This is a genomic window from Hymenobacter latericoloratus, from assembly GCF_014199535.1.
Classification (GTDB): domain Bacteria; phylum Bacteroidota; class Bacteroidia; order Cytophagales; family Hymenobacteraceae; genus Hymenobacter; species Hymenobacter latericoloratus.
In genome coordinates this window covers 794803-819555 of sequence record NZ_JACHNV010000003.1, presented here as the reverse complement: position 1 = coordinate 819555, position 24753 = coordinate 794803, and the positions used below count along the sequence as shown (strand labels likewise).

The following is a 24753-nucleotide window of genomic DNA, read 5'->3' as shown; positions in this document are numbered from 1 at the left end:
TAGAGAAATATCTATTTCCCGGCGCGGGGTGCCGCTGCCGGGGGCTGGGGCGGGCGCGCGGCCGGGTGCTCAGCGCTCTGGTAGATAGTGGCACCCTCATCAGAATAAACGGGGCGGTAAGTCGGTGGGGAACACCAGGGCGGCCCTACCGTTTGCCCGCGCACCAGCACCACGTAATCAAAGCGGGTACCCGGCGCCGAAGCGGCTTCGAATACGTGCAGGGGGTAGCCCGTGGTTAGGGCGTAGTGGTGGAAGTAGAGCTTATGAAATGGGGCCGCGAAGTACACCCGGTGCGGTTGCTGCCGCCGCAGCCAGGCGTAGGAGCCCTCCAGCTGCCGGGCCATGTTCTGGGCTGAGCGCACGGCGTAGCGAAAGTGGGCAGCCTGGTAAGTGCCATACAAACAAAGTATTACCCCTATACTGGCCAGGCCCAGCCGGGGCGGTACGCGCAGCCGCCGCAGCAGCCACTCGCCCAGTACGGCTACCCCCACAAAAAAGAAAAACGCCGCGTACAGTAGCACCCGGGCCGGGCTGTACACCCGCTGCATGGGCATGAACACGAAGGGCAGCAGCACCAGTAGCAGGGCCGGCAGGGCCACCCGGCGCCAGGGGCGGGGCAGGGCCGGCAGCACCGCCAGCGCCGCTACCAGCAGCCCCACGAACCCCGGGGCACTCAGCTGCTCATGCCCAAATAGCTCCCGGGCGGGCTTCAACAGGTACAGCGCGTAGGAGCGCCAGAAATCCGTGAGGCTTTGGGGGGCGATGTAGCTGTTGGCCGCCAAAGCCCGCAGCCCCGAGACGCTGATAACCGGTGCATAGGCCACCAGCGCCCCGGCGCCCACCAGCGCACTGGCCCCCAGCAGAGAAGCCAGCCCGGCCATATCACGGCGCCGCAGAAACACCAGGCCCGCCCAGACTCCGAGCGAAACCAGGGGGTAGGCGTACGTAGGAATAGTATAGAGCCCCAGGATGCCCGCTACCACAAACCCGGCCCAGCCCAACTGCCGCCAGCGGGTGGAGTGCACAACAGCCAGGGCCGCGAAAAACTGCGCTATTGCCAGCGCAATCAGCAGGAAGTAGCCCCGGCCCGCCATGGCGTAGTACAAACTCAGGGGCGAAAGGCTGAACAACCCTACTGCCAGCGTGGCAACCCGGAAAGTAGTAACGCGCACCAGCAGGGCGTAAGCCAGCACGGTACCCACCAGGCTGATGAGCAAGGTAGGCAGCCGCAGAATCAGCATGTCGTGAGCAGTAAACCTGCTTACTGCCCAGCAGCTAAGGCTAAACAGCACATGGTTATTCGGGATGGGGTAGAAGCTGGTAATAGCCACCGGGCCTCCACTCACAAAGTAGTCGTAGGTGGCTACCTCATCGGTACTGAGCGGATACACCCGGGCGTAGTACAGGCGCAGGGCCAGCACCCCGAGCAGCAGCAGACCCGCCAGTAGTTTTTCGGCTTTGGAAGCCTGCTCCACGGTGTGGGCTGTGCTAGCGGAGGCGTGCCGAAACTGCCGCCCCAGCTCCCGCATTTCCGGCTGGAAACGCCCGCTTCGAACCAGGTACGCCACCGTTGCGAAGGCGCCCAGCGCTACCCCCCACAACCCCCAGCGCAGCGCGGCGTAGCGGCCCGGTGTAACCGGCAGCACAAACTCCGGCATGTCGTTGCGCGCATAGATGGCCTGGCGCAACGCGTGCAGATCGGGGATGGAAACCCAGCTGTAGAGTACCGCCAGACTACCGCTTAGCACCAGGAAAAACAGCGCCAGCAGGCCCAGGGGCAACTCTGAAAATAAACGGCGAAGCAGAGCGCGCATGCCGGCTTACAGGATTTCCTTGGGGTAGCAGATATAATGCTTCTCCACGCGCTGGCTGATAGCGCGAATATTGGGCAGGTCCGACGCCTCCGCTACGTTGACCACCCGGCCCCGTTTGGTGAGCACATCAATGGGGTCCTCGCCGCCAATATCGTAGGCGTTGTTACTGATGCGGCCGGTGAGCATGAGTTGGGCGGCGTCCTCGTGCGAAAGCTGGAAGTGCTCAGCAATCAGCTCCACAATGCCCAGCTGGAAATCTTCATCGAAGGGCTCGGTCTGGAGAGTGATTTTGAACAGGTGCCGGTCCAGCAGGCTTTGGGCCAGGTAGTTGAGCACTTTGTCGGGGTGGTCGGCCCAGAGCTTCACGGCGCCCCACACGTCGGTGTCGTCCAGGCGGGTGAAGCGGCGCAGAATCTCGTCGTCCTGCTCAAACTCCTGCTGAGTTACGCTGCGCGAGAGAAAGAACTGCAGGTTGGGCGAGGCCGGCACGTCCACGCCCTTGCGCACCAGCGCGCGGGCGTGCTGCATAATCCGGATAACCATCTGCTCGGCGCTCGTCACGGTTTTGTGCAGATACACCTGCCAGTACATCAGCCGGCGGCTCACCAGAAAATTCTCGATGCTGTACACTGCCTTTTCTTCCAGCACCAGCCGCTCATCTACCACCGTCAGCATCTTGATAAGGCGGTCGGCGCCGGGGCGGCCTTCCTGCACGCCGGTGTAAAACGAGTCGCGGTTGAGGTAGTCCAGGCGGTCCATGTCGAGCTGGGAGCTCACCAGCTGGTGAAAGAACGGCCGCGAGTACGTGCCCTCGAAAATCTGAATGGCTAAATCCAGCGCGCCGTTAAACTGAGCGTTGAGCTTGCGCATCAGGTGCAGGCTCAGCTCCTCGTGGTGTACTTTATGGAAGATGCTGTGCTCCAGGGCGTGGGAGAGCGGGCCGTGGCCTACGTCGTGCAGCAGAATGGCCGCCATAGCCGCCTCGCCTTCCTTAGCCGAAATCTTAATACCCTTGTCCTTGAGCGTGCGCAGGGCCAGGGTCATGAGGTGCATGGCGCCCAGGGCGTGGTGAAAGCGCGTGTGCAGGGCCCCGGGGTACACGAAACTGGTGAGGCCCAGCTGCTGAATCCGGCGCAGGCGCTGGAAATACGTGTGCTCAATCAGGTCAAACAGCAACTCCGTCGGGATGGTCACGAAGCCATACACCGGGTCGTTGAAGATCTTTTTCTTATTCAAGGGACTTGAGAATTACAAGGGGTTGGCGCATACCGCAGGGGTAGGGCACGGCAAAGGAAGCAGTAGTAGCGCAGACTACAGTAAAAACACCCCGATTAACGGAAGTGACCCAGCAAAACCAACACCCTAATTTCACCGGGAATTTACCTTGCGCAATATTTTTTGCCGCTATTTGGTTACTCTCTTACGTATGTAAGGCGGCAACGCGCTTGCTCGACAATAAAAAACAAACCTCTTGGTGGTCGTAGGCTGCAAGTAAGTCCTTGATCATCAACGTCCCCAAGACCCCAACTCATGCAATACTCCATTCTCTGGGCCGATGACGAAATCGACCTCCTGAAACCCCACATTCTCTTCCTTAAAGAAAAAGGCTACGACGTGACCGGCGTAAACTCCGGGGCCGATGCCATTGAGGAAATTCAGGAGAAGACCTACGACATCGTGTTCTTGGATGAAAATATGCCCGGCCTGACGGGCCTCGAAACCCTCACCGAAATCAAGGCCGTGCGCCCCACCGTGCCCGTGGTCATGATTACCAAGAGCGAGGAGGAGCACATCATGGAATCGGCCATCGGGGCCAAAATTGCCGACTACCTCATCAAGCCGGTAAACCCCAACCAGATTCTGCTGTCGGTGAAAAAGGTGCTCGACAACAAGCGCCTGGTGAGCGAGGCCACCAACAGCGGCTACCAGCGCGACTTCCGCCAGCTGGGCATGCAGCTCTCCGACCGCCTCAGCCCTTCGGAGTGGGCTGATGTGTACAAGAAGCTGGTGTACTGGGAGCTGGAAATCAACGAGACGGAGGGCAAGAGCATGGCCGACGTCTTTAACATGCAGAAGGACGAGGCCAACACCTATTTCGGCCGCTTTATCACGGAAAACTACGAGGACTGGGTGAACGGCGACGACGAGGACGCCCCGCTCATGTCGCACCAGCTGTTCAAGGAGCGGGTGTTCCCGATGCTGAAGGATACCGGCGACACGCCCGTGTACTTCGTGCTCATCGACAACCTGCGCTACGACCAGTGGAAGGTGCTGGAGCCCATCATTGCCGACCTGTTCACGGTGGATTCCGAGGAAACCTACTACAGCATTCTGCCCACTACCACCGCTTACGCCCGCAACGCCATCTTCTCGGGCATGATGCCCGGCGAAATCCAGAAGAAGTACCCCAACCTGTGGGTGTGGGACGACGACGATGAGGGCAAAAACATGCACGAGGCCGAGTTTATGGAAATCATGTTCCAGAAGGCCGGCCAGAAGCACAAGTACAGCTACAACAAGGTAACCAACCTGCAGGCCGGCAAAGACTTGCTGGGCAAAATGGCCAACCTGCACAACAACTACAAGCTCAACGTCATCGTCTACAATTTCGTGGACATGCTCAGCCACGCCCGCACCGATATGGCCATGATCCGGGAGCTGGCTGCCGATGAGTCGGCGTACCGCAGCATTACCCGCTCGTGGTTTCTGCACTCGCCCCTGTACGAGATGCTGCAGACCATTTCGGAGAAGAAGGGCAAGCTCATCATCACCACCGACCACGGCACCATTCGGGTAAAGCGCCCCTACAAGATTGTGGGCGACCGGAACACCAACACCAACCTACGCTACAAGCACGGCAAAAACCTGGGCTTCGACGACAGCAAGGACGTGTACACGGTGCGCAAGCCGGAGCGCATTTTCCTACCCCGCGAAAACGTCAGCACCGCCTACGTCTTCACCGTCGGCGACTACTTTTTCGCCTACCCCAACAACTACAACTACTACGTGAATTACTACAAGGACACGTTCCAGCACGGCGGCATCTCGCTGGAGGAATGCATCATTCCCTACGTCGTGCTCAGCCCGAAGGGGTAGGTAGTCATGATGTACCAATAGTAGAAAAGCGGCGAAGCATATGCTTCGCCGCTTTTTTTAATGATTGCTTCACTAATTTTACATCCAGATATTAATTCTTTAGCCCTGAGTAAGATGGAAGGTAAAGAAGTTACAGAAACAACATCTGTGTTGCTTAACAAACAATATAAAAAATCAGTCAGGGTAGTAATTATTAGTAGCGTACTTCTCGGGGTTATTTTAGTATACAAGCTCTTTCGGTTATTTAATGATCCTACGCTTGATGTTGCGTTAAGAACACCTGTTTATCTTTTGTTTTTTCCGCTGATGTTTGCCTTGTACATAGCTCTGCCTCTGAGAAATATTCTTCTGGTGAGGAAGCTGATTGATGCAGTAGTGGTAAATGAAGCAGGCTACCAAGTTAGAAAGCTAATTTCAGGCGATGAAATTATATTACTTAAACCTTCAGTAGATAAAAGGGTGATAAAGTGTTACGGTAAACATTATGAAGTTGAGGAATACGCTGATGTCGAGAATGGCATCAGGGTCCTGTTCCCGTTGATATAGTATTTCAAAAAAGGCCACCCATCCAGGCGGCCTTTTTATTTAATAAAGTGCCTTGTTCAAAAAAACTCATGCCTTGCTGCAATTAGAGGAAGGGCTGAGTCAGCATAGCCTAGCGACAGGATACGGCTACTGGTTCAACTCGTACAACACGGCGGTGTGGGGGTACTTGTTGTAGGGCTTGCTGTGGTACTCATCCACCTTCCGGCCTACTTGGTTGAACAGGTTCTGCACCTCGGTGGTGGCGTAGAAATACTGGGTGTGGTACCAGGCGGGCCGCCCCACGTACTCGCCAATGGCGTTGCGGTTCAGGTAATCGAACACAAACCAGAGCCGCTTTTTGCCCCGAATGGCGGCAAGTTCGGGCTGGAGCCTGCGCAGAAAGTCGGCGGGGTCCTGGGAAACGTTTTTCAGGTTGCGGCCCTGAATGGCGTCGTAGCGCAGGGGGTAGGCTTCCTTGTAGTACTGGTAGGCGTGGGTCATGTTCCAGAACACGTACACTACGTCGCCGGGCTGGTAGTGCTGGTTGATGTAGAGCAGGGGCCCGCGGTTATCCTCGTAGTTCATGAACAGGTCGCGGTTGGTCAGCTGCCGGCCCGTATTGATGCACACCGGCAGGGCCAGCAGCACCAGCACCCCGTAGAACACCGGCCGGTGCCGGGCTAGCAACTCCCGCAGCCCATCCACGCCCGCCCCCAGAAACAGCAGCAGGGCCGGGGCCAGAAACAGCACGAAGCGGCTGTAAAACGGATACATGCGCAGGGCCGAAACCAGCAAGGCAAACAGCAGCGGCAGCAGCAGGCAAAAAAACAGGGTGCGCCGCCGGAACAGCAGGCCCATGCCGCCCAGGATCAGGCTTGCCGGCAACCAGCCCAGCTTGAACAGGTAGCGCCAGCTGGTAGCCTGCCACTGGGCCAGGTCGCCGTCGAGGATGAGCAGCACCCCCAGCGGATGCACGAGCAGGTTGTAGGGCCGCTGCCCGTACCAGAGCACGTCGGCAGCCGAGGTAGGGGGTAGGGGCATGAAGCCCTGGTACACCTTGTCGAAGAAATCAATCAGCCACCCCGACTGCGGGTACTTGCTGATGATGAAGTAGTACTGCACCGCAAAACTCACCAGCCACAGCGAAAACGGAATCAGGTACAGCAGAAACTTGCGCCAGCGCGTGGTCAGCACCCAGCGGGCACTAACGGCAATGGCCATGCTGGCCAGCACGAAAATGGCCGAAAAGGAAAACCAGAGCGCCACGGCCCCCAGCACCCCCCACGTAACCAGCGAAGCCACGTCGGGGCGGCCCTGGTACCGGATGTACAGCCACAGGGCCAGGGTAGCCACAAACAGCTCGGTGCTGTACTGCTTGGCCTCCACCGAGTGGTACACGCAGGCCGGCGACAAAGCCAGCACGCCCACGGCCACCAGCGCCCCCCAGCTGCTGAGGTAGTGGCGGGCCACCGCCGCAAAGGTCACCAATGAGCCGATGCCGCACAGCAGCGGAAACAGCCGCAGGGCCATTTCCTTCTTGCCGAATAGCAGCACGCACAGGCGCGAAACCCACAGGTAGCCAATGGGCGCCTTCTGCTCGTACTCGAAGGGCTGGGTGGCCAGGTCCCAGAAGCCCATTTTAATGGTATTAACGTTAAGGTATATCTCGTCTATGAAGAAGGAGCGGTTATCCAGAAAGTGAAACAACCGCACACCTACCCCCAGGGCCAGTAGCAAACCCAGAAACAAGCGCGCAGCGTTAGGCTGGGTGGCCGGGCGCGGGCGCAGCACCGAAGCGCCGGTCTGCCACGCGGGCAGAGTGGGAGAGGTGGTCGACTTGAAGTAGGCCAGCATACAGGGAGTAGATGAAACGCCGATAAGAAGGAGGCCTCCGGCCTAGTGGTTAAGCTGGAAATGGTCTTCCAGCAACGAGTGCAACCCCGGGATGTCAACGAACATCAGGGCCGTGAGCATCAGGCAGAACAGCACCACGTAGAGCATAAACCACTTGCGGGTGTATAGCTTTTCGGAGCCTTGTACCGGAGAATCCTTCAGCAGGCCAATACGCAGATACCAGGAAAACAGCAGGGCGAAAAACGGGAAGCTGATTAGCAACTCTACCCGGTTCTTAATCAGGAAGATGCCCAGGAAAAAAGCCGAGGTAAGGGCATAAAAAAACATGGAGATGAGCAGGCTGTGCTCGGTGTAGAACTTGAAGGAGCGGCGGTACAGCCCGGCCCGCTCCGGGTCCCCGATGAGGCGGTACTCGGCAAAGCGCTTGGTCGCCATGAGGTAGGCGCCCCCCATCCAGTAGGCAATAATGATGCTGGTGGGCGGGAAGCTGTTGAACAGCTGCGCGCTATCCATGGTGGCAATGCTCAGGGCCGGGGCAATGGTAAACCAGCCGAGGGCAAACCGGATGGGGTTGTTCACCGATTCCGACAGCACATCGATGTAGGGCCGCTCCTTCGTGCGGAAAGGGCGCACGTTGTACAGCACGCCCATAAACAGCAGAAATGCCGACACGCACAAAAACTGTACGCTGATGGAGTAGCCGATAGCAAGGCCCACGGCCGCCAGCCCAAACCACTCGGAGTACACCAGCACCGGATTCACGACCCGCACTACCGAGGTACGCTTTTTCTTCAGCGGATGAAACTTGTCAAATTCAGCATCCAGGTACTCGTTGATAACATAGTTGGCCGAGGCCACCAGGCAGGTGCTCACTACCCCCAGCAGCATGTTCAGCACCAGGGCCGCATCAAGGGGGGTACCGTACACGATGAGAGCAAACAACATCCCGGGCACCATAAACACGTTTTTGGCCCAGTTATCGGGGCGGGCAATAGCCACGTAGTCCTTAAGCTTGGCGGGTAACAATACCAGCGGCTGCTCCGTGCTGTCGGACTCAAGCTGAATGGATGTCTGATTCATAGCGGGCAGGTGTTGGGGTTGTAGAAAGGTGATGCGTTAGTTTATCGTAGAAGGTGAAAGCAGGGAAAGGCTGTTTATCTACAATGAGGTAGGGCATGGCGGCGGCCTCAGCGCAGGCGCCGTCCAGCTCCGGCCGGTCGCCGATGAACAGGCATTGCTGCGGAAGCAGCCCCAGCTGCCGGGTGATGTGAAGCAAGCCCTGGGGGTTGGGCTTCAGACGGTTAACCGTTTTGTCCGTTGAGCTGATGATGATGTCAGCCGCCAGCCCCAGGGCCGCAAGCTTTTCCTGGGCGGGGTAGTCGGAGTAGATGCCAATGGTGATGCCCCGCGCCCGTAGCGCCGCGAAAAACTCGGCCACGCCGGGGTAGCGGCAAGGCAGCAGAAACTGGTTGGGATGCTGAAACATCCAGCGCTGCACCACCTCCCGCACCTGCTCCGCGGGGTAGCGCCGGTTTTGGGCTACCCACTGGTACTGGTCAGCTTCCAGATCCGCCCCGGCGTAAGCCGACTGCTTTTCCCGCTCTATGCGGAAGCGGCGCAGAATCTGCAGCTCAGCGAGTTTCCAGGGGCGTATGCTGTAGTACCGCAGCAAAGCCCGGAGCATGCGTTTGCGCAGCCGGTCCTGAGCATACAGCGTCCCATCCACGTCGAAAATGACGCAACGCAGACCCGTCCAATCAAGTGATGGAGAATGGTTCATATCAATAAGGTTAAAATTAATAATGATTAAACACAAATAAAAAAGACTCAGTCCTATTCCTAAAGCCTCCTACAGTCCAGCACAACTATGATTCAACTAGCTTGCAGATAGGTTTTTATAATTATATATTATATTTATATGTATAAAAATTATTGATATAGTTCAAAACACAGAAATAGTATGTATCCGCCTCACTCCGAACTGCAGAAATAGTCGTCAGCCGGACGGTAGTCGGGGCCATCCGGGGGATACATTATCGGCAGCCCACCCTGTTCTTGCTGATATATGGCACCCAAGACACCGGCACCGCCTCCCCCCCCCCGGACCTCTTACCCGTGCTATTGGGGGCCATTTTCTGGTTTCGCGTTTACCATAGTAGAAGGGGTAGCTTTCTGCGCCTCTTTCTCCTGCTACAGGGCTGGCTCCAACAAATCCTTGGCGGCGGCATGGCCGCAACTAGGTAGGGGAGAACCAGGCGGCGCAACAAAACGCCCCCGATTCTCCCCTGTCGGAAATATGCCGGACTAGTAGCCTACGGATCTACTGGCCGCCGGCACGCCGCTTTTCCTCCTCGGCGCCGCCGCTCCGGCGCTTGGAGGCCGCCACCTTCTCATTGCCGAAGCGGTAAGTGAAGGCCAGCGTGGCCTGCCGCGAATCCTGGCGCTGGTAATAGTGCTCTACATAGTTATCGTAGGAAGAAACGGCCCGCTGGGGTTGGGTAAAGAAGATGTCGGCCATGCTCAGCTTCAGGGTGCCTTTGCGGTTCCAGAGGCTTTTCTGCAGGCCCGCGCTGACCTCCCCGTTGGGCCGGGCCAGAATAAACCCATACACCTCCCGCGACTGGTACGAGCCGTTCAGCTCGGCGCTCCAGCCCTTGCCGAATGTGAAGATGTGGTTGGAAGTAAGCGTAAACGAGCCCCGGCCCCGGTTAAGGTTCGTGCCCGCCAGGCTGCCCTCGAAACGGCTGTAGTAGAAGACGGCGTTGTGGTACATGCTCCACCACTTGGCTACCTCCCCCGGGGCCGTAAACGTGAGGGCATAGTAGTGCTGGCGCGTAAGGTTCTGGGTGGTAGCCACCACCGTGCTGTCTGACTCCGGCTGCACTACCCCAATCAGGGGGCGGCTGGTCAGGCTGTAGCTCAGGCCCAGGCTGTATTTCTGGCGGTAGGTATGGGTAAGCTCGACGTTGTAGCTGGTTTGGGGGCGCAGGTCGGGGTTGCCCGCCCCGGAGGTTGTTTTGTCGATGATTACCCGAAACGGATTCAGCTGTCCGTAGGAAGGCCGGTCGATGCGGCGGCTCAGCGAAAGGCTGGTTTCGTGCTGCTCTGAGAAGGTGCGCTTCACGGCGGCGCTTGGAAACAGCTGAAAATAGTGCCGGTCGAAGTTCGGGTTGCGGCCCGCCTGCACCACGTCCTGCCGGCCCACCGCATTGGTTTGTTCCCCGCGCAGGCCCGCCTGCAGGCTGAGCTTGGGTTGGCTGTAGTGCAGGTTGAGGTAGCCCGCATGAATGTTCTCGTCGTAGCGGAAGCGGTTCGAGCGACCCAGGTCCACCTCCCCGTTGGTATAAAATACCACGTCGTTATCGGCCGAAACCAAGCTGGCTTTGGCCCCGGTCTCCAGGCGCACCTGCTTCGTCAGGGACTGCACGTAGTCCACCTTCGCCGACTGAATGGTGAGCAGGCCCCGCTGGTCGCCCGTAATAAGTTCGCCTACCTGCTCGGCCCCGTTGAAGCGGGTTGCCAGGCGCTGGTGGCGGGTGTTGCGGTAGCGGGCAAAATCCGCGTCGGCCGTCAGCTCGTGGGTGCCCGCCGAGTCAGGGAAGGTGTGGCGCAGGCTCAGGTTGCCGGCCACCGTTGCAAAGCGGCCCCGGCGGTCATTGGTTGAGCGATACTGCTGAGGGGTAAACCAGATGGGCTCGTTTACCAGAGTTTGGTTTTGAGCATTCTGCTCGTTGCGGTTGCCCAGGCCACTCACGACCCCGCCCAGGGTGGTCCGCTCCGAAAGGTTGTAGTCGAGGCCCGCCTTCCAGGTGTGGGAGCGGGAGTGGCTGGGCGAACGGTTTTCCTGGTCAGTGGTTCGCAGCAGCTGGCGCGGCCCGACATCCGCAGGGCTTACCTGGTAGAAGTCACGGTGAATACTGAGCTTGCTACTGCCCGCGCGGTCGGAGTAGTTATAGGAGCCAAACAGGTTCAGGTTCTTGCGGCGGTGGTTTACGCTCAGGCCCGAAACGTACTTGTTATACTGGCTGCGGCCGTAGCTCAGGTTCAGGCTGCCGTTGGTGCCCAGGCGCTGGTCTTTGCGGAGGTTGATGGCAATAACGCCGGCCCCGCCCTGGGCGTCGTACTGGGCGGGCGGGTTGGTAATCAGCTCGATGCTTTTCAGCTGCTCCGCCGGCAGACTCCGCAGGTAGTCGGCCAGCTCCGTGCCCGTCATGGGCTGGCGTTTGCCGTCAATAAGCACCAGCAGGCCCTGCTTACCGCGCAGAGCCAGGTTGTCGTTGCCGTCCACCGTAACGCCGGGCGAGCGGCGCAGCACATCCAGAGCCGTGTTGCCAGCCGCCAGCGGACTACCCTCCACGTTCACCACGGTGCGGTCCGCTGCCCGCTCGAAGGTAGGGCGCTGTCCCGTGATGGTCACTTCCTGTAGCGCCGTGGCAGTGCTGGGGCGCAGGGTGAGGGCGAGGGGTGGGGGAGTAGCCCCGGCCGTCAGCTCCAGCGGACCCGCCCACGCCCGGGCAAAACCTACCTGGGTGGCGGACACCAGGTAGCGGCCCGCTGCCACCGGCTCGAAGCGGAACCCACCCTTCTCGTCGCTGAACTCGGTCTTGACCACCGCTGAGTCGGCGGCGCGGTGCAGCACCAGCGTGGCAAACTCCACCGGCGCCCCGGCCTCCGTCCGGACCTGCCCCGATATACCCTGCCCCACTGCCGACAGCATGGGCAGCCCGGGTACGAACAGCAGCAAGGCAAGCCCGCGCCGCAGCTTGGCAAATAACCTTTTCATGAGTAGATAAAATAAGGTAGAAGGAAGCCCAGTCTATCCGGGGCCGGGCGGGCAAACCGCAGGGGCCACCTGAAGGCCTAATGACTACGAATAATTTCGTAGTAAACGTACGAATGTTTTCGTATTTGAAAAATAAAATATTTTCAAACACGAATTTTTAATAGTCTAACGGGGTACTACCGGCTACCGCTGGGGTGCACCGCAGTTAGCCGAAATCTGCTCCAGCAGAAAGCGCAACGTGTTTAAGTCGTTTTCACTGAGCCCGCGCAGGGCAACAGCCCGGTTGCTGAGCACCACGGGTTGCACCGCATCCAGCGTGTGCTGGCCGGCCGCCGATACCCGCAGTTGGGTTCGGCGACCATCTTGGGGTAGGGGCTCCGCCAGCAGCAGACCCCGCTCCAGCAGCAGCCGGATGATGCGGGCCACCGAGGCTTGGTCTTTGAAAACCCGGTCGGCAATGTCAGTTTGGGTCAGGTCGTCGTTTTCTTCAATCACGCGCAGCACCAGCCACTGGTCAATGGTGATGGCAACGCCTGCCCGGTCGATGTTGGCCTGGGCCATGCGGCGGTACTGCCGGATGGCTTTGTCCAGGGAGTAAAAGATGATACTGGAAAGCATAAGCAACCTTCATGATATATCATAAAGATGTATGATATATCATGAAGGTTGCTTGTACTAAGCAAATAAACAAAAGCCCGGACAACAAACTACTCTGGTTACCTATAAAAACGCCCGCCTCACCGGTTGGTAAAGCGGGCGTAAAAGCCAGCAGCTTCTTGCGGAGCCTACTGCCCGGTGGCAGCGCGGCGCTTTTCCTCTTCGGCCCCGGACGACCGGCGGCGGGCGGCAGCCACTTTATCGTTGCCGAAGCGGTAGGAAAGCGAGGCCGTAACTACTCGCGAGTCCTGGGCGGAGCGGAAGGTTTCCTCCAGCACGCGGTATCGGGCCGTTACGCGCAGGGGCGTGGTATAGAATAGGTCGGCGGCGTTGAGCCGGGCCGTGGCCTTGCCCCACGACTTCTGCACCCCCACGCCTACCTGCCCAAAGGCCCGGACATCTTGAAAAGCAAACCGCTCCCGCGAGTTGTAACTGCCGTTCAGGTCGGCGCTCCAGCCGTGGCCGAGGGTGAGGGCGTTATTCAGGCTGAACAAGGCTCCCGGACGGGCGGCGGGCAGGGGAGAACCGGCCAGCTCCCCTTGAAACTGAATATAGAATACCTCAGCGCTGGCGTAGAGCTTCCACCAGGAAGCGGGCTCCAGCGGGGCCGTCAGGCTCAGGCTGTAGTACTCCTGGGTCCGCAGGTTGACATCGGTGGCAGCCACCAGCCGGTCGGTGTCCAGCAGGTAGGCACCCACGATAGGACGGTTGGAGCGGGTGTAGCTCAGGCTCGTGCTGTACTTATGCCGGAACGTGTGGGTCAGCTCGGCCTGCACGCTGGTTCTGGGCCAAAGGCTGGGGTTGCCGGTACGGTAGGAGGTAGCATCTACATAAGACCGGAAAGGATTCAGCTGGCTGTACGTGGGCCGGTCGAGGCGGCGGCTCAGGGCAAAGGCCAGCTCGTGCTTGTCGGACAGGGGTCGGCGCAAGCTCAGGTTAGGAAAAAGCTGGAAGTAATGGCGCGCAAACGAGGCCTGGCCTACCTCCTGACGGCCCACGGCGTTGGTTTGCTCCCCGCGCAGGCCCGCCGTAACCGTCAGGCCCGGCCGGGTGCGCGTCAGGCTGACGTAGGCGGCATTGATGTTCTCGGAGTAGCGGAACCGGTTAGTCAGGCCCGGTACTGATGCCGTTACGCCGTTGCGGGCGAGCAGAAACAGCACGTCGTTATCCGAATCGACGTGGCTGACTTTGGCGCCGGCCTCCAGGCGCAGATTGTAGCGCAGAGGCCGCACGTAGTCAGTTTTAGCCGACCAGATCGTGAGTGTTCCGTTCTGGTCGGCGGTGAGCAGGGTAAACGGGGCCGAAGCCGGTACCAAGTAGGTAGTGCCAAGCTGCAGGGTGCGGGTGGTGCCGTAGCTGGCTATGTCGGCGTCGGCTGTTAGCTCAGGCGTGCCCAAGGAGTCCTTCGCGAACAGGTAGCGCAGGCTTAGGTTAGCGGCCAGATTAGGGGTGAGGAGGTTGCGCTGGTTGGAGGAGGAGGAACGGCTCAGGAGCTGGCCCTGCCCATCGAAAAAATCAGCCTGGTTGAGCGCGTGCGAAGGCAGGCGGCTGCTGATGCCGCTTACCACCGCCCCCAGGGTAGTGCGCGTGCCCAAGGAGTAGTCGGCGCCGGCCCGCCAGGTGTGCGACTGCAGGTGGCTGCGCACGGCGTTGTGCTGCTGGCTGCTGCTGGCCGCGGCGCCACCCTCGGGCAGGTAGCGGCGGTTGAAGTCCAGCTCCTGAAAGTTCTGTCGGTCCGTGTAGGCATAGGATCCGAACAGGTTGAGGCCCTTGCGGCGGTGGTTCAAACTCAGGCCCGTGGTAAACTTGCCGTAGCGGCCCCGGCCGTACGCGGCGTTCAGGCTGCCGTTGGTGCCCAGGCGTTGGTCTTTCCGGAGATTGATGGCAACAACACCGGCCCCGCCCTGGGCGTCGTACTTGGCCGGCGGATTGGTAATGAGTTCAATGGTACTGACTTGTTCGGCGGGCAAGGAGCGCAGCAGGTTGGCCAGCTCGGCGCCCGTCATGGGCTGGCGCTTGCCGTTGATGAGCACCAGCAGGCCCTGCTTGCCGCGCAACGTCAGGTTGTCGTTGGCATCGAGGGAAACGCCGGGGGCACGGCCCAGCACGTCCAGCGTGGTACTGCCGGCACTGAGGCTGCTGTTTTCCACGTTCACGATGGTGCGGTCGGCCAGGCGCTCAAACGGGGGGCGCTGCCCGGTTACGGTAACGCCGCCGAGGTGAGTGGCGGCGCTGGCTGGTAGCACAAACACCAGCGGCTCGGACAAGGGAGCCAGGGTTGCTTCCAGCGGACCCAGCCACACGCGGCCGTGCCCAACCTGTACGGCCGAAACCAGGTAGCGGCCTGCTACCCCCGGCTCCAGCCGAAACTGCCCGGTAGCGTCGCTGAACTCGGTTTTAACAACTACCGAGTCGGCGGCGCGGTGCAGCGTAACTGTGGCGTACTCCACGGGGCTGCCGGTACTGGTGCGGACCGAGCCGCTAAGTGGGGCGGGCCGAACCTGAGCCCAGCCCGAAAATGGCAGTGCCAGCAGGCTGACCCCGGCCACAATAGTAAATCCGCTGGTTAGGCGGAGTAAGCGAAATTGCATAGATACACGTTCCGGTGGTTGAGAAAGACGGAAAGTGCAATAGGGGCTGGAGCGGAAAGCCGGCGCAGAGCAAAGCCGACCATAAACTAGATAGAGCAGGTTATTCGCTTCTTGCCGAACCGGTTAAGATTTGAATGCCGGAAGATAACAATAAACTACAGACATCATACAGAAACGGACGGGCGCGGTCTGCGCTACCCCCCATATAAAAGCCCCGCCTCCCGGAGGCAGGGCTTCTGTGGGTTGGCAAGCCAGCGGCGGCCTGCGGTGGCGATACTACCGCAGGGCCTCCAGAGCCGCGCGCAGTCGGGGCAGGGCCGCCTGTATGGACTCCAGGGAGGCACCGCCCACCGACATGCGAAACCACGGAGCACTGTCATCGGTGCCGAAGGCGCTGAAGGGCACCAGGGCCAGGCGGGCCTCACTGATCAGGTAGGAGGTCAATTCCTTGGTGGTTGTGAGCACCTGCCCGCCGGGCGTGGTTTTGCCCAGCACATCCAGCTTGGCTGTGAGGTAAATGGCGCCCATCGGCACCATGGAGTCCACGGGCAGGCCGTCGGCTTTCAGGGCCTGCAGGCCCTGGTGCAGCGCATCCAGGCTGTGCTGAACTTTGTCCTTGAACTGGCCCAGGAACCCATCGACGGCCTCGGTTTGGGGGAGGTAGCTGGCGGTAGCCACCTGCTCGGCCTTGGGGGCCCAGGCGCCCACGTGGCCCAGAATGGCCTTCATCTTGTCAATCACCACGGCCGGGCCGAAGGCGTAGCCCACCCGCACGCCGGTAGCGGCCAGGCACTTGGAAATGCCGTCAATGTAGATGGTGTAGTCGCGCAGCTCGGGGCGCAGGTTCACGGGGTCGTAGTGCTCGGTAGCCCCGAAGGTCAGCAGCCAGTAAATTTGGTCGTAGAGCAGGTAGAGGGGCTTTTCGCCGGGCTGGCGGCGCTGGTTTTCGGCCAACACCAGGTCGCAGATGGCCTCCAGATCCTCGCGGCTGAACACGGTGCCGGTGGGGTTGAGCGGAGAGCAGAGGGCCAGGAGGGTCGCGCCTGCCAGGTGAGGAGCCAGCTCCGCGGCCGTGGGCATAAAATTGTTCTCGGGGCGGGTTTCCACCATCACGGCCTCCGCTGCGGACAGGTGGCAGTAGTGGTTGTTGTTCCAGCTAGGCACCGGAAACACCACTTTGTCGCCGGGGTCCACCAGGGCCAGGTAGGTAGCGTAGATAAGGGGCCGGGAGCCGCCGGCCACCAGAAAATCATTGGGCGAGTAGGCCAGGCCCAGGCGGGTTTGAGTGAAGGTAGCGGCGGCTTCGCGCAGGGCCGCCATGCCGTTGGCCGGCGGGTAGTTGGTGTGGCCGCTCTGGTAGGCGCGGGTAATTTCCGTCTGTAGCTCGGCCGGAATCGGGAAGATACTCGGGTCGAAGTCGCCGATGGTGAGGTTGCAGATCTGCTCCCCCTTGCGAATCATATCGTTGACTTCGTTGCCGATTTTAATGATTTCGGAGCCAATCAGGCTGCCGGCCATTCGGGAAACTTGCATGGTCAGGTGTTGGTTTGGATCGGCCAAATATAGAAGGCCCCGCCGGTCCGGCGCCCCGCCACCCGAAAAACTCCTTAAAAACAGCCTGGTCAGGGCGTTTCCACCCGTACCCGGCGCGGCGCATTGGCCCAGAACCGGACGGTTACGGAGTCGCCGGGGCGCAGCTCCTGCACCCGGCGGCGGTGATTCTCCGCGTGTTCAGCCTGCAGGGTGCCGGGGCCGTAGCAGTAGCGCAGCGTCAGGACGTGGGTACTGTGCTCCAGTCGGTTGCGCACCACCAGGGCCCGGCGGGCCACGCCGTGCTTGCGCAGCCGGGCGTCCTGATAGAGGCCGAAGATGACGAACCCGAAAATGAGCAGGGCGCCCAGCACCCATAGCAGCGCTCGGTTCGGATACGTAGCAGGGTTTTCGGCAGAAGCAGGGGTAGGGGCGGCCATTGCGGCAGAATAACCAAATTTGCAGGCGCAACATACTACAGGTTTACGCCTGGGGGCTGTGCACTACGGCTCACTTGTTCTGTTTTCATCCGATGATCAGCAAAACCCTTGAAATTTCCTCGCTCGACGCCCTGCCCCAGGCCGCCGCGCAGGTACGGGCGGCCCTTGCAGGCCACTCCATTGTTTGTTTTGAAGGCGAAATGGGGGCCGGCAAAACCACCTTCATCAAGGCGTTGTGCCAGGCCCTGGGGGTAGCCGATGAGGTGAGCAGCCCCACGTTTTCCCTGGTAAACGAGTACCGCGACGCCCACGACCAGCCCATCTACCACTTCGACTTCTACCGCCTCGACAGCGCTGCTGAAGCCGAAGGAATTGGTGCGCCGGAGTACTTCGATTCTGGCTATCTTTGCCTGATTGAGTGGCCCAGCCGCGTCGAGGCCCTGTTGCCTTCAGATCGGCTGATTATCACGCTCAACGTCACCGGACCCTCTTCCAGGGAATTAATAATTAGTAATTAAGAATGAATAATTTGACTTCGCTTGTGGTTGTGCTGAAAAGCAGCAGCCTGCCGAAGTCGTTTTCATTCCTATTTATTAATTCTTGATTACTAATTAAACACAGAATGCCCGACGCAGTACCCCCCGGATTCGAGTCGCTGGCGACCAGCCGCGCCTACCTCACGCAGGAATCCATGCTGGCCGTGGAAACCCGGAAACGGAAGCTGTTTATCGGGCTGCCCCGGGAAACCTCCCTGCAGGAAAACCGCATCTGCCTCACGCCCGAGGCCGTGAAGCACCTGGTAGAAGCCGGCCACGAAATTCTGCTGGAAAGCGGCGCCGGGGAGCCCAGCAAGTACTCTGACCACGACTACTCCGAGGCCGGCGCCACCATTGCCTACTCCCAGAAGGAGGTGTTTGAGGCCGATATCATCCTGAAAGTGGCCCCGCCCACCTACGATGAAATCGAGTTCATGCGGGCCGGTCAGACCCTGATTTCGGCCCTGCAGTTCGGTACGCTCACCAGCGAGTACATCACGGCCCTGACCAAGAAAAAAATCAACGCCATCAGCTTCGAGCTGATCCGGGACCCTTCGGGGGCGCGGCCGGTGGTGCGGGCCATGTCGGAAATTGCGGGCTCTACGGTCATGCTGATTGCGGCTGAGTACCTGGCCCGCTCCAACGAGGGCAAGGGCGTGATTCTAGGCGGCATTACGGGCGTGCCGCCCTCCCAAGTAGTTATTCTGGGGGCCGGCACGGTGGCCGAGTACGCCGCCCGCGCCGCTACCGGGTTGGGGGCCGAGGTGAAGGTGTTCGACAACCACCTCTACAAGCTGCGCCGGCTGAAAATGAACCTGTGTACGCCGCAGCTCTACACCAGCACCCTCGATACCTACGCCCTGAACCAGCAGATCCGCCGCGCCGACGTGGTGATTGGGGCCTTGAATGCCGAAGAAGGCCGGATTCCGTTCATGGTGTCCGAGGACGTGGTGTCGCAGATGGCGCCGGGTTCCGTGATTATCGACGTGAGCATCGACCAGGGCGGCTGCTTTGAGACCAGCGAGATGACCAGCCACAGCAAGCCCGTCTTCCGCAAGTACGACGTGATTCACTACTGCGTGCCCAACATTGCCTCGCGGGTGCCGCGCACCGCTACCAATGCCCTGAGCAACATCTTTACGCCCATTCTGCAGGAAATCAGCCAGCACGGGGGCATCAACGAGGTGCTGTTCACCAACGAGCATTTCCGTTCCGGGGTGTACGTCTATAAAGGCTCGCTTACCAATGCCAGCATCGCCCGTAAATTCAACATGCGCTATAAGGAGCTGGCCCTGATGATTGCCGTACGGAACTAGAAGCGCGGATTTAGATGGATTTTCGGATTGCACGGATGGGCTGAGGGCAACCGGCCCGAATATTGCGCGAGGGATATATCTGTTTTCCTTTCATCATCTTCTATCCGTTTTTATGTTCCGAGCTATACTATTGCTTGCCGCTGGGTGCGGTCTGGCCGTTAATGCCGCTGCCCAGGCGCCAACCGCGCCGCTTCATTCCGACCTGAGCACTGCCCGCTATGACCGCGCCGATACCTTACGGGCGATAATGCACCTATTTGTGCAGCGGAGCAAAGCCACCCGGGGGTGGCTGCAGATGGGCACGAGTACCGTGGCTACGGCGGCCGTAGAGAAAGCCGCGCTGGCTGCCTCGGGAGTAAAAAAGTGGGATAAGTCGTTTTATGAAGCGCGGCAGCAGGAAGCCAACGGCGACCTGCTGATAGGCGGGCTGGCTACCACCTACGGCCTTTTCCGACTCAGCCGGTTCGGGCCGCAGCAGTACCAGCGCGTTACGGAAGCCTACGAGCAGGGCGCACCCCTCCCTGCCTACCTAACCAGGAAGCTTAAAACCAAGTATTTCCGGTATCGGCCGTTCTAAGCCGGTCGTTATGAGCCTGCGCCCTACCCCGCCGCCAGCAGCAGCACCTTCCAGGCATCCGGCAGGCGGCCATCTTCCAGCAACTGCTTACCCAGCTGCATGAGTTCCTGGCGCTGCCGGGCGGGGTCTTCCTGGAACTTGTTGAGCGTGTAGCTCACGATGGGCTCCTGCGTGCCAGCCTCTCTTGCTCAAGTTAAAGCGGTATTATGTGGATGAACTGCTGAACAAGCAGAAGGCTCTATGCTTTTATATGGACAACAACAGTACGGAAGTAACTTCTATTTATATGGGGTGCCTCTAGAGCATATAGGCTCTTATATCAATCATTTTTTTAACGTCACTTTTCTTTGCCCAGCAGGTAACCTGCAAGGTGCAATAGATTCTGGTTATCCAGTAATGATTGATATATTTTCCCACATGGATGGTCCTAATACTGCGGTCTAGCATAGCGTAGTTATTACGGGATACAACTTAAATAACCCAAGTCAAGTGTATTATTTAGATCCATCCACAGGTACTACAGCATCAGGTGATGCCGCTTCCCTGTTCGCTAATGCACACTATGCAATACCGATAACTGGCTGCAAATAATTTTATTAAACCCTAAACATCATCCTGTCATGAATATTTCCCTGCTCCATTTGACGTTTATTATTGCGCTATATGCGCGCCCCATGTTAAGCTATGGCCAAAGTTCATCTTCAGATAAATCATCTGGCAAGCTGCATGAGCCTATATTTATAATAAACTCAAATATTATTTCCAATGGTATTTTTACGCAACTTGACCCAATGTCTATGAACACTATGCTTGTCTATAGAGATACAACGAAGGTACCGCCTATCTTTAAAAACCTAGCTTCTCTAGGAATCATTACTGTAAACTACACTAGGCCAATTGTTAGTAAATCTTTTGCAGAAATAGGTATTCAGCAGGGCATACATGGGCCTTTTGGTGTTATAATCAATGGTCGTAAGTTAAGCCCGGTACAAATCTCTACCTTGCGCATTGTACCTGAAGCTATTGGTAGGTTACGCATTTTACCTGTAATACCTACGACCTCGCAGCCAATAATTGATATTCAAATTACTGAATACAAACCAGTAAAAAACAATAAACCGGGTCAGGTATATATTCGTTAGTGCCCCTTCAGTAGAGGCGCTGAGTTTTGTCAGAATTACACTGAATAAACACTAAAAGCCGCAACTCTGCGATTGCGACTTTTAGTGTTTACGACCAATTACTCTTTATTAACTCTTACTCTATGCGGGCGCTTTACGTCTAGTTTGAAGATAGCAAGCAACTCGTCGGATGTAAAATTCCCTGGCCAGTGAGCCAGATAGCCTAGAGCTAAGTGCAGCTTTCTTTAAAACAGCCAGATAGACTATCCAGCCGCCAGCAGCAGCACCTTCCAGGCATCCGGCAAGCGGCCTTCTTCCAGCAGCTGCTTGCCCAACTGCATCAGCTCCTGGCGCTGCCGGGTGGGGTCGTCGCGGAATTTGTTAAGCGTGTAGCTCACGATGGGCTCCCGGCGGAAGGCGGTTACGGCTTCGGAGGAGGGTAGGGCGTGCTGCTCGATGTTGGCCAGGCGGCCCAGGTTGTTGCCGGTGAGGATATCGGAGGTACGGATGTGCTCGGGCAGCTGGTCGATGCCGATGCCCAGGTTACGGTTGGGCTTGGGTACCTCGAAGAGGCTGCTGCCCGAGGCGCGGCAGTACCAGTCGCCGCCGAGGCGGGCAATGGCGTCGAGCTTTTCGGGGTTTATGCCCACGCCGGAGGGTAGGATGATATCCTGGCGGAAATGGGCCAGAACCACCCGGCAGATGACCAGGTTGCCGGCTCCGTTATTGGTACCCAGCTCTACCACTTGCTCCACCACGCACTCGAAGGCGGCCGGGGCTTCCAGCACCCGCGGGGGCCGCACCTGCTCACTGGCTACTTCCGTGAAACCGGCCTTCACGAACTCATTTACGCCCTTGGCGTACTCCGTGCTGGCCAACGACATCTGCTCCACCATGGCGTAGTCGCAGATGTGAATGACGCACTCGGCCACCTCGCGCACGTTTTCCAGGGTGTGCTTCTGGGAGTTGTCGCGGACGCGGTTGGCAGGCGAAAACACCAGAATGGGCGGGTTGGAGCCGAAGCAGTTGAAGAAGCTGAAGGGGCTGAGGTTGACGTTGCCCTCGGCATCCTGAGTGCTCACGAAAGCCACGGGGCGCGGGGCCACGGCGCCCACCATAAAGGCGTGCCAGTCGGGGGCGTTGAGGTCGGTGGGGTTGACGGTACGGAAAGGGGTAGGGATGGTGGGCATGCGGGGTGGGAGTGAGAACGGAACAGGGGCAGCCGAGGCGCCGAAGCAACCAAAAGTACGGCGCCGGCATCTGGTAGCCATACCTCCCTGGCTTTTCCTATGCTGCGACTATTCCCGGTGCTGCTATTTGCTACCCTGCTGCCCCGCCTGAACCTGGCCCAAGCTGCCGCCGACACCACCCGCCTGCGCCGCGACCTGGTGGCCCTCACCACTACCCCCGAGCCGCGCAACTACCTCCACCAAGCCAGCCTCAACCAGGCCGCCGACTACATCAAAGCGGAGCTGGCGGCCGCCGGAGCCCGACCCACGGAGCAGCCTTATGAAGTAAATGGCCGCACTTACCGCAACATTCTGGGGCACTTCGGGCCGGAAGACGGGCCGCGCCTGGTATTGGGGGCGCATTACGATGTGTGCGGCGAGCAGCCCGGCGCCGACGACAACGGCTCGGGGGTGGCGGCCCTGCTGGAGCTGGCACGCCTGCTGGGCCGGCAGAAGCAGCTGCCCTGCCGCGTGGATGTGGTGGCGTACACCCTGGAGGAGCCGCCCTTCTTTCGCACCAAGCAAATGGGCAGCTACGTGCACGCCCAGGCCCTGCACGCGGCCGGGGTGCCAGTGCGCGGCATGGTGGCCCTGGAAATGCTGGGGTACTACGATGACCGGAAGGGCAGCCAGTCCTACCCCTTCGGGCCGCTGAAACTGCTGTTCGGGACGCGGGGCAACTACGTGACGGTGGCTCAGAAATTCGGGAACGGCCGGTTTGGGCGGCAGTTTGCCCGGCGCTACAAAACGGCGGCTGCGCTTCCCGTGAAGCGCTTCAAAGCCCCGGCCTGGCTGCCTGGCATCGACTTCTCCGACCACCTCAACTACTGGCAGTTCGATTACCCGGCCCTGCTGCTCACCGATACAGCTTTCTACCGCAACAAAAGCTACCACGAGCCCACCGACACGCTGGCCCGCCTGGACCTGCGCCGTCTCGGGCTGGCCGTGGATGCCGTGCTGGCCGCGGTGCTGAGCCTGTAGAGGCCGCCCCGCGCCAACTCCGGGGCTTGGGAAGCGTACGCATGGGGATATGCCTGGTTTTTTCGGGCATCTCGGATGAAGAAAATACTACTCCTGCTCGGCGGCTGGACCATTACTTTCAGCGGCTACGGGCAAGCCACTCGGCTCAACGACCGGAACACCCTGGGCTGGCTGGTGTACTCCGGCGACCATAAACTGACTGAGAAGTGGGCCCTGCACACCGAGTACCAGTGGCGGCGCGTGAACTGGCTGCGGGCCCCCCAGCAGCAGCTGGCCCGGCTGGGGCTAGTGCGTACGCTCACGGACCGCCTGACGGTTTCGGGCGGCTATACCTACTTCCAGACCCACCGCTACGGCAGCTACCCCACCGTGCCCGCCCGGCCCGAGCCGGAGCACCGCCTGTATCAGGATGTGTCGTTGAAGGACCTGTTGGGCCGACTGACGCTCACGCACCGCCTGCGGCTGGAGCAGCGCTGGCTAGGCTCCCGCGCCGAGGAAGGCAGAGGCCAGGTGCAGGACTGGGCATTTCAGAACCGGATTCGGTACCAGCTCGCGGGGCAGTTTCCGCTGCAGGGGCCTGCCATAGAAGATAACGAGTGGTACCTGAATGCCTTCGACGAGCTGTTTATCGGGTTCGGCCGCAACGTGGGCGACAACGTGTTCAACCAGAACCGCCTGTCCGGGGGGCTGGGGTACCAGTTCCACGACAACGCCAAAGTGGAGCTCAACTACCTCTACCAGATCAGTCAGCACGCCGAGCCGGATGCGGCTTCCGGGCGGCCGGTGTTCGAAATCAACCACGGCTTCCGCCTCAACGTACTCTACGCCCTGGATTTCACCCACTAGGCAGCGCGGTGGACGGCCCCGCATGCAGTTCCCGTATAGAACAACTCGAAGGAAAAACTGCCCTGGTAAAAGGCGCGGCCCGCGGCCCGCGCTGCTGGCTAAAGCCGGCGCGGCCAGTTCTGCCCCCAGCCCGCCGCGCCGCCTACCCCCGAAGAAGCCGCCAAGGTTCGGGCCAAGCACACGCCCTTCCGCCGGCCCTGGCTGCAGCCCGACGACCCGGCCTCATGGCCGTGCTCCTGGCTACCGATGGCGCCGCCCGCATCAGGGGCGCCTCCTTTGAGGTAGATGCCGGCGACAGTGCCCTGTTCACGGCGTAAGCACGGAGGTTTCGGGTGAAACGGAAAGGTAGGCGGCTTCCGGCAGCATGCCTACCCAGACCCAGCCGGTTTGCACCATCAGGTATGCGTCGTTGTCCTCGGGTTCACATAGGTAGTGTGGCTTTTCGAGAGCCCAAGCTGGCCATCCATCGGGGTAGTCAAACGAATCCACTAGGATGCACCAGGGGTAGGTTTGCCACATCAGCTTATCTGCGCTTGGCAATTTCTGGTACTCTGCGGGCAGGGGCGGGCCATCGGGGCTGGGCTCACCGAAGATATGTTTGTACCGGTCCAGCTGGCTTTGGATAGCGGTTACTACCTGTGAGCTGTGCGCAAACTCTGGTTGCACAATCCACACGGCCAAATAAGAAGGCCCTGATAATGAAGTCAGGCTGTGCTGCCAATCGAAAAAAGTCGTCAGCAAATGTTGAGTGGCCAGCTGACGCACCAGCTTGGGTGGTTGCCGATGATGCCAGTGCCATGGGTGTAAGCCTAGTTTCTCATAGTAGTAATGACGCTCAGCCAATTCTGCTTGATTTA

General features: G+C 59.5%; 21 protein-coding genes. 8 read left to right on the top strand and 13 right to left on the bottom strand.

Going from position 1 to position 24753, the window contains the following annotated elements:
• Nucleotides 1-11: 11 nt before the first annotated feature.
• Together GGU46_RS14020 and GGU46_RS14015 are read right to left on the bottom strand one after the other, a co-directional pair.
• Nucleotides 12-1814 (bottom strand): hypothetical protein, encoded by a 1803-nt coding sequence (locus GGU46_RS14020; RefSeq protein WP_183404169.1) that lies wholly within the window; start codon nt 1812-1814, stop codon nt 12-14.
• Between the two features lie 6 nt (nt 1815-1820).
• Nucleotides 1821-3050, bottom strand: coding sequence for an HD domain-containing protein (locus tag GGU46_RS14015; protein WP_183404168.1), 1230 nt, complete (start codon nt 3048-3050; stop codon nt 1821-1823).
• Nucleotides 3051-3344: 294 nt separating this feature from the next.
• Here GGU46_RS14015 and porX point away from each other — a divergent pair, with 294 nt between their 5' ends.
• Together porX and GGU46_RS14005 are read left to right on the top strand one after the other, a co-directional pair.
• Entirely contained in the window at nt 3345-4910 is a 1566-nt protein-coding gene (gene porX, locus GGU46_RS14010; RefSeq protein WP_183404167.1) for a T9SS response regulator signal transducer PorX, read from the top strand.
• A gap of 60 nt (nt 4911-4970) precedes the next feature.
• Nucleotides 4971-5456, top strand: coding sequence for a hypothetical protein (locus GGU46_RS14005; protein ID WP_183404166.1), 486 nt, complete (start codon nt 4971-4973; stop codon nt 5454-5456).
• A gap of 126 nt (nt 5457-5582) precedes the next feature.
• On the opposite strand, the gene GGU46_RS14000 is transcribed toward GGU46_RS14005, so the two are convergent.
• The 8 genes from GGU46_RS14000 to GGU46_RS13965 form a co-directional block, all read right to left on the bottom strand.
• Nucleotides 5583-7289 carry a glycosyltransferase family 39 protein gene (locus tag GGU46_RS14000; protein ID WP_183404165.1) on the bottom strand — a complete coding sequence of 569 codons (1707 nt, stop codon included), beginning with the start codon at nt 7287-7289 and terminating at the stop codon, nt 5583-5585.
• Between the two features lie 42 nt (nt 7290-7331).
• Entirely contained in the window at nt 7332-8369 is a 1038-nt protein-coding gene (locus GGU46_RS13995; RefSeq protein WP_183404164.1) for a UbiA family prenyltransferase, read from the bottom strand.
• The gene (locus GGU46_RS13990; RefSeq protein WP_183404163.1) at nt 8344-9069 is read right to left on the bottom strand and encodes an HAD family hydrolase; all 726 of its coding nucleotides are present in this window, start codon (nt 9067-9069) and stop codon (nt 8344-8346) included. The genes GGU46_RS13995 and GGU46_RS13990 overlap by 26 nt, the downstream gene beginning before the upstream one ends.
• A gap of 540 nt (nt 9070-9609) precedes the next feature.
• Nucleotides 9610-12072: an outer membrane beta-barrel protein gene (locus GGU46_RS13985; RefSeq protein WP_183404161.1), complete on the bottom strand. Its 2463-nt coding sequence runs from the start codon at nt 12070-12072 to the stop codon at nt 9610-9612.
• A 183-nt stretch (nt 12073-12255) separates the two neighbouring features.
• Nucleotides 12256-12690, bottom strand: a complete 435-nt coding sequence (locus GGU46_RS13980) for a MarR family winged helix-turn-helix transcriptional regulator (protein ID WP_183404159.1) — start codon at nt 12688-12690, stop codon at nt 12256-12258.
• A gap of 167 nt (nt 12691-12857) precedes the next feature.
• Nucleotides 12858-15320 carry an outer membrane beta-barrel protein gene (locus GGU46_RS13975; RefSeq protein WP_183404157.1) on the bottom strand — a complete coding sequence of 821 codons (2463 nt, stop codon included), beginning with the start codon at nt 15318-15320 and terminating at the stop codon, nt 12858-12860.
• 276 nt (nt 15321-15596) lie between these two features.
• Nucleotides 15597-16853: a pyridoxal phosphate-dependent aminotransferase gene (locus GGU46_RS13970; protein ID WP_183404155.1), complete on the bottom strand. Its 1257-nt coding sequence runs from the start codon at nt 16851-16853 to the stop codon at nt 15597-15599.
• Nucleotides 16854-16942: 89 nt separating this feature from the next.
• The gene (locus tag GGU46_RS13965) at nt 16943-17290 is read right to left on the bottom strand and encodes a DUF3592 domain-containing protein (protein WP_183404153.1); all 348 of its coding nucleotides are present in this window, start codon (nt 17288-17290) and stop codon (nt 16943-16945) included.
• Nucleotides 17291-17382: 92 nt separating this feature from the next.
• On the opposite strand from GGU46_RS13965, the gene tsaE reads away from it, so the two are divergent.
• The 3 genes from tsaE (at nt 17383) to GGU46_RS13950 (ending at nt 19719) form a co-directional block, all read left to right on the top strand.
• A complete protein-coding gene (tsaE, locus tag GGU46_RS13960) occupies nt 17383-17808 on the top strand; it encodes a tRNA (adenosine(37)-N6)-threonylcarbamoyltransferase complex ATPase subunit type 1 TsaE (protein WP_183404152.1) in 426 nt (141 codons plus the stop codon).
• A 104-nt stretch (nt 17809-17912) separates the two neighbouring features.
• Nucleotides 17913-19142, top strand: a complete 1230-nt coding sequence (locus tag GGU46_RS13955; protein WP_183404150.1) for an alanine dehydrogenase — start codon at nt 17913-17915, stop codon at nt 19140-19142.
• A gap of 247 nt (nt 19143-19389) precedes the next feature.
• On the top strand, nt 19390-19719 hold the full coding sequence (locus GGU46_RS13950; protein WP_183404148.1) for a hypothetical protein: 330 nt from the start codon (nt 19390-19392) through the stop codon (nt 19717-19719).
• A 23-nt stretch (nt 19720-19742) separates the two neighbouring features.
• On the opposite strand, the gene GGU46_RS22335 is transcribed toward GGU46_RS13950, so the two are convergent.
• Entirely contained in the window at nt 19743-19877 is a 135-nt protein-coding gene (locus GGU46_RS22335) for a hypothetical protein (RefSeq protein WP_262890949.1), read from the bottom strand.
• A 462-nt stretch (nt 19878-20339) separates the two neighbouring features.
• Here GGU46_RS22335 and GGU46_RS13945 point away from each other — a divergent pair, with 462 nt between their 5' ends.
• Nucleotides 20340-20861, top strand: coding sequence for a hypothetical protein (locus tag GGU46_RS13945; protein ID WP_183404147.1), 522 nt, complete (start codon nt 20340-20342; stop codon nt 20859-20861).
• A gap of 242 nt (nt 20862-21103) precedes the next feature.
• Here GGU46_RS13945 and GGU46_RS13940 read toward each other — a convergent pair whose 3' ends face one another.
• Nucleotides 21104-22030, bottom strand: coding sequence for a flavin reductase family protein (locus GGU46_RS13940; protein ID WP_183404145.1), 927 nt, complete (start codon nt 22028-22030; stop codon nt 21104-21106).
• Nucleotides 22031-22129: 99 nt separating this feature from the next.
• On the opposite strand from GGU46_RS13940, the gene GGU46_RS13935 reads away from it, so the two are divergent.
• Together GGU46_RS13935 and GGU46_RS13930 are read left to right on the top strand one after the other, a co-directional pair.
• Nucleotides 22130-23050, top strand: coding sequence for a M28 family peptidase (locus GGU46_RS13935; RefSeq protein WP_183404143.1), 921 nt, complete (start codon nt 22130-22132; stop codon nt 23048-23050).
• A 75-nt stretch (nt 23051-23125) separates the two neighbouring features.
• Nucleotides 23126-23896, top strand: a complete 771-nt coding sequence (locus tag GGU46_RS13930) for a DUF2490 domain-containing protein (RefSeq protein ID WP_183404141.1) — start codon at nt 23126-23128, stop codon at nt 23894-23896.
• Nucleotides 23897-24202: 306 nt separating this feature from the next.
• Here the strand turns inward: GGU46_RS13930 and GGU46_RS13925 are convergent, their stop codons facing one another.
• Nucleotides 24203-24637, bottom strand: coding sequence for a hypothetical protein (locus tag GGU46_RS13925; RefSeq protein ID WP_183404140.1), 435 nt, complete (start codon nt 24635-24637; stop codon nt 24203-24205).
• Between the last annotated feature and the right edge of the window lie 116 nt (nt 24638-24753).

What these genes read in the sequence shown, in the direction of transcription:
- GGU46_RS14020 (WP_183404169.1), bottom strand. Translation starts at nt 1,814, where the DNA reads ATGCGCGCTCTGCTTCGCCGTTTATTTTCAGAGTTGCCCCTGGGCCTG.
- porX (WP_183404167.1), top strand. Translation starts at nt 3,345, where the DNA reads ATGCAATACTCCATTCTCTGGGCCGATGACGAAATCGACCTCCTGAAA.
- GGU46_RS14005 (WP_183404166.1), top strand. Translation starts at nt 4,971, where the DNA reads ATGATTGCTTCACTAATTTTACATCCAGATATTAATTCTTTAGCCCTG.
- GGU46_RS14000 (WP_183404165.1), bottom strand. Translation starts at nt 7,289, where the DNA reads ATGCTGGCCTACTTCAAGTCGACCACCTCTCCCACTCTGCCCGCGTGG.
- GGU46_RS13995 (WP_183404164.1), bottom strand. Translation starts at nt 8,369, where the DNA reads ATGAATCAGACATCCATTCAGCTTGAGTCCGACAGCACGGAGCAGCCG.
- GGU46_RS13990 (WP_183404163.1), bottom strand. Translation starts at nt 9,069, where the DNA reads ATGAACCATTCTCCATCACTTGATTGGACGGGTCTGCGTTGCGTCATT.
- GGU46_RS13985 (WP_183404161.1), bottom strand. Translation starts at nt 12,072, where the DNA reads ATGAAAAGGTTATTTGCCAAGCTGCGGCGCGGGCTTGCCTTGCTGCTG.
- GGU46_RS13980 (WP_183404159.1), bottom strand. Translation starts at nt 12,690, where the DNA reads ATGCTTTCCAGTATCATCTTTTACTCCCTGGACAAAGCCATCCGGCAG.
- GGU46_RS13975 (WP_183404157.1), bottom strand. Translation starts at nt 15,320, where the DNA reads ATGCAATTTCGCTTACTCCGCCTAACCAGCGGATTTACTATTGTGGCC.
- GGU46_RS13970 (WP_183404155.1), bottom strand. Translation starts at nt 16,853, where the DNA reads ATGCAAGTTTCCCGAATGGCCGGCAGCCTGATTGGCTCCGAAATCATT.
- GGU46_RS13965 (WP_183404153.1), bottom strand. Translation starts at nt 17,290, where the DNA reads ATGGCCGCCCCTACCCCTGCTTCTGCCGAAAACCCTGCTACGTATCCG.
- tsaE (WP_183404152.1), top strand. Translation starts at nt 17,383, where the DNA reads ATGATCAGCAAAACCCTTGAAATTTCCTCGCTCGACGCCCTGCCCCAG.
- GGU46_RS13955 (WP_183404150.1), top strand. Translation starts at nt 17,913, where the DNA reads ATGCCCGACGCAGTACCCCCCGGATTCGAGTCGCTGGCGACCAGCCGC.
- GGU46_RS13950 (WP_183404148.1), top strand. Translation starts at nt 19,390, where the DNA reads ATGCACCTATTTGTGCAGCGGAGCAAAGCCACCCGGGGGTGGCTGCAG.
- GGU46_RS13945 (WP_183404147.1), top strand. Translation starts at nt 20,340, where the DNA reads ATGAATATTTCCCTGCTCCATTTGACGTTTATTATTGCGCTATATGCG.
- GGU46_RS13940 (WP_183404145.1), bottom strand. Translation starts at nt 22,030, where the DNA reads ATGCCCACCATCCCTACCCCTTTCCGTACCGTCAACCCCACCGACCTC.
- GGU46_RS13935 (WP_183404143.1), top strand. Translation starts at nt 22,130, where the DNA reads ATGCTGCGACTATTCCCGGTGCTGCTATTTGCTACCCTGCTGCCCCGC.
- GGU46_RS13930 (WP_183404141.1), top strand. Translation starts at nt 23,126, where the DNA reads ATGAAGAAAATACTACTCCTGCTCGGCGGCTGGACCATTACTTTCAGC.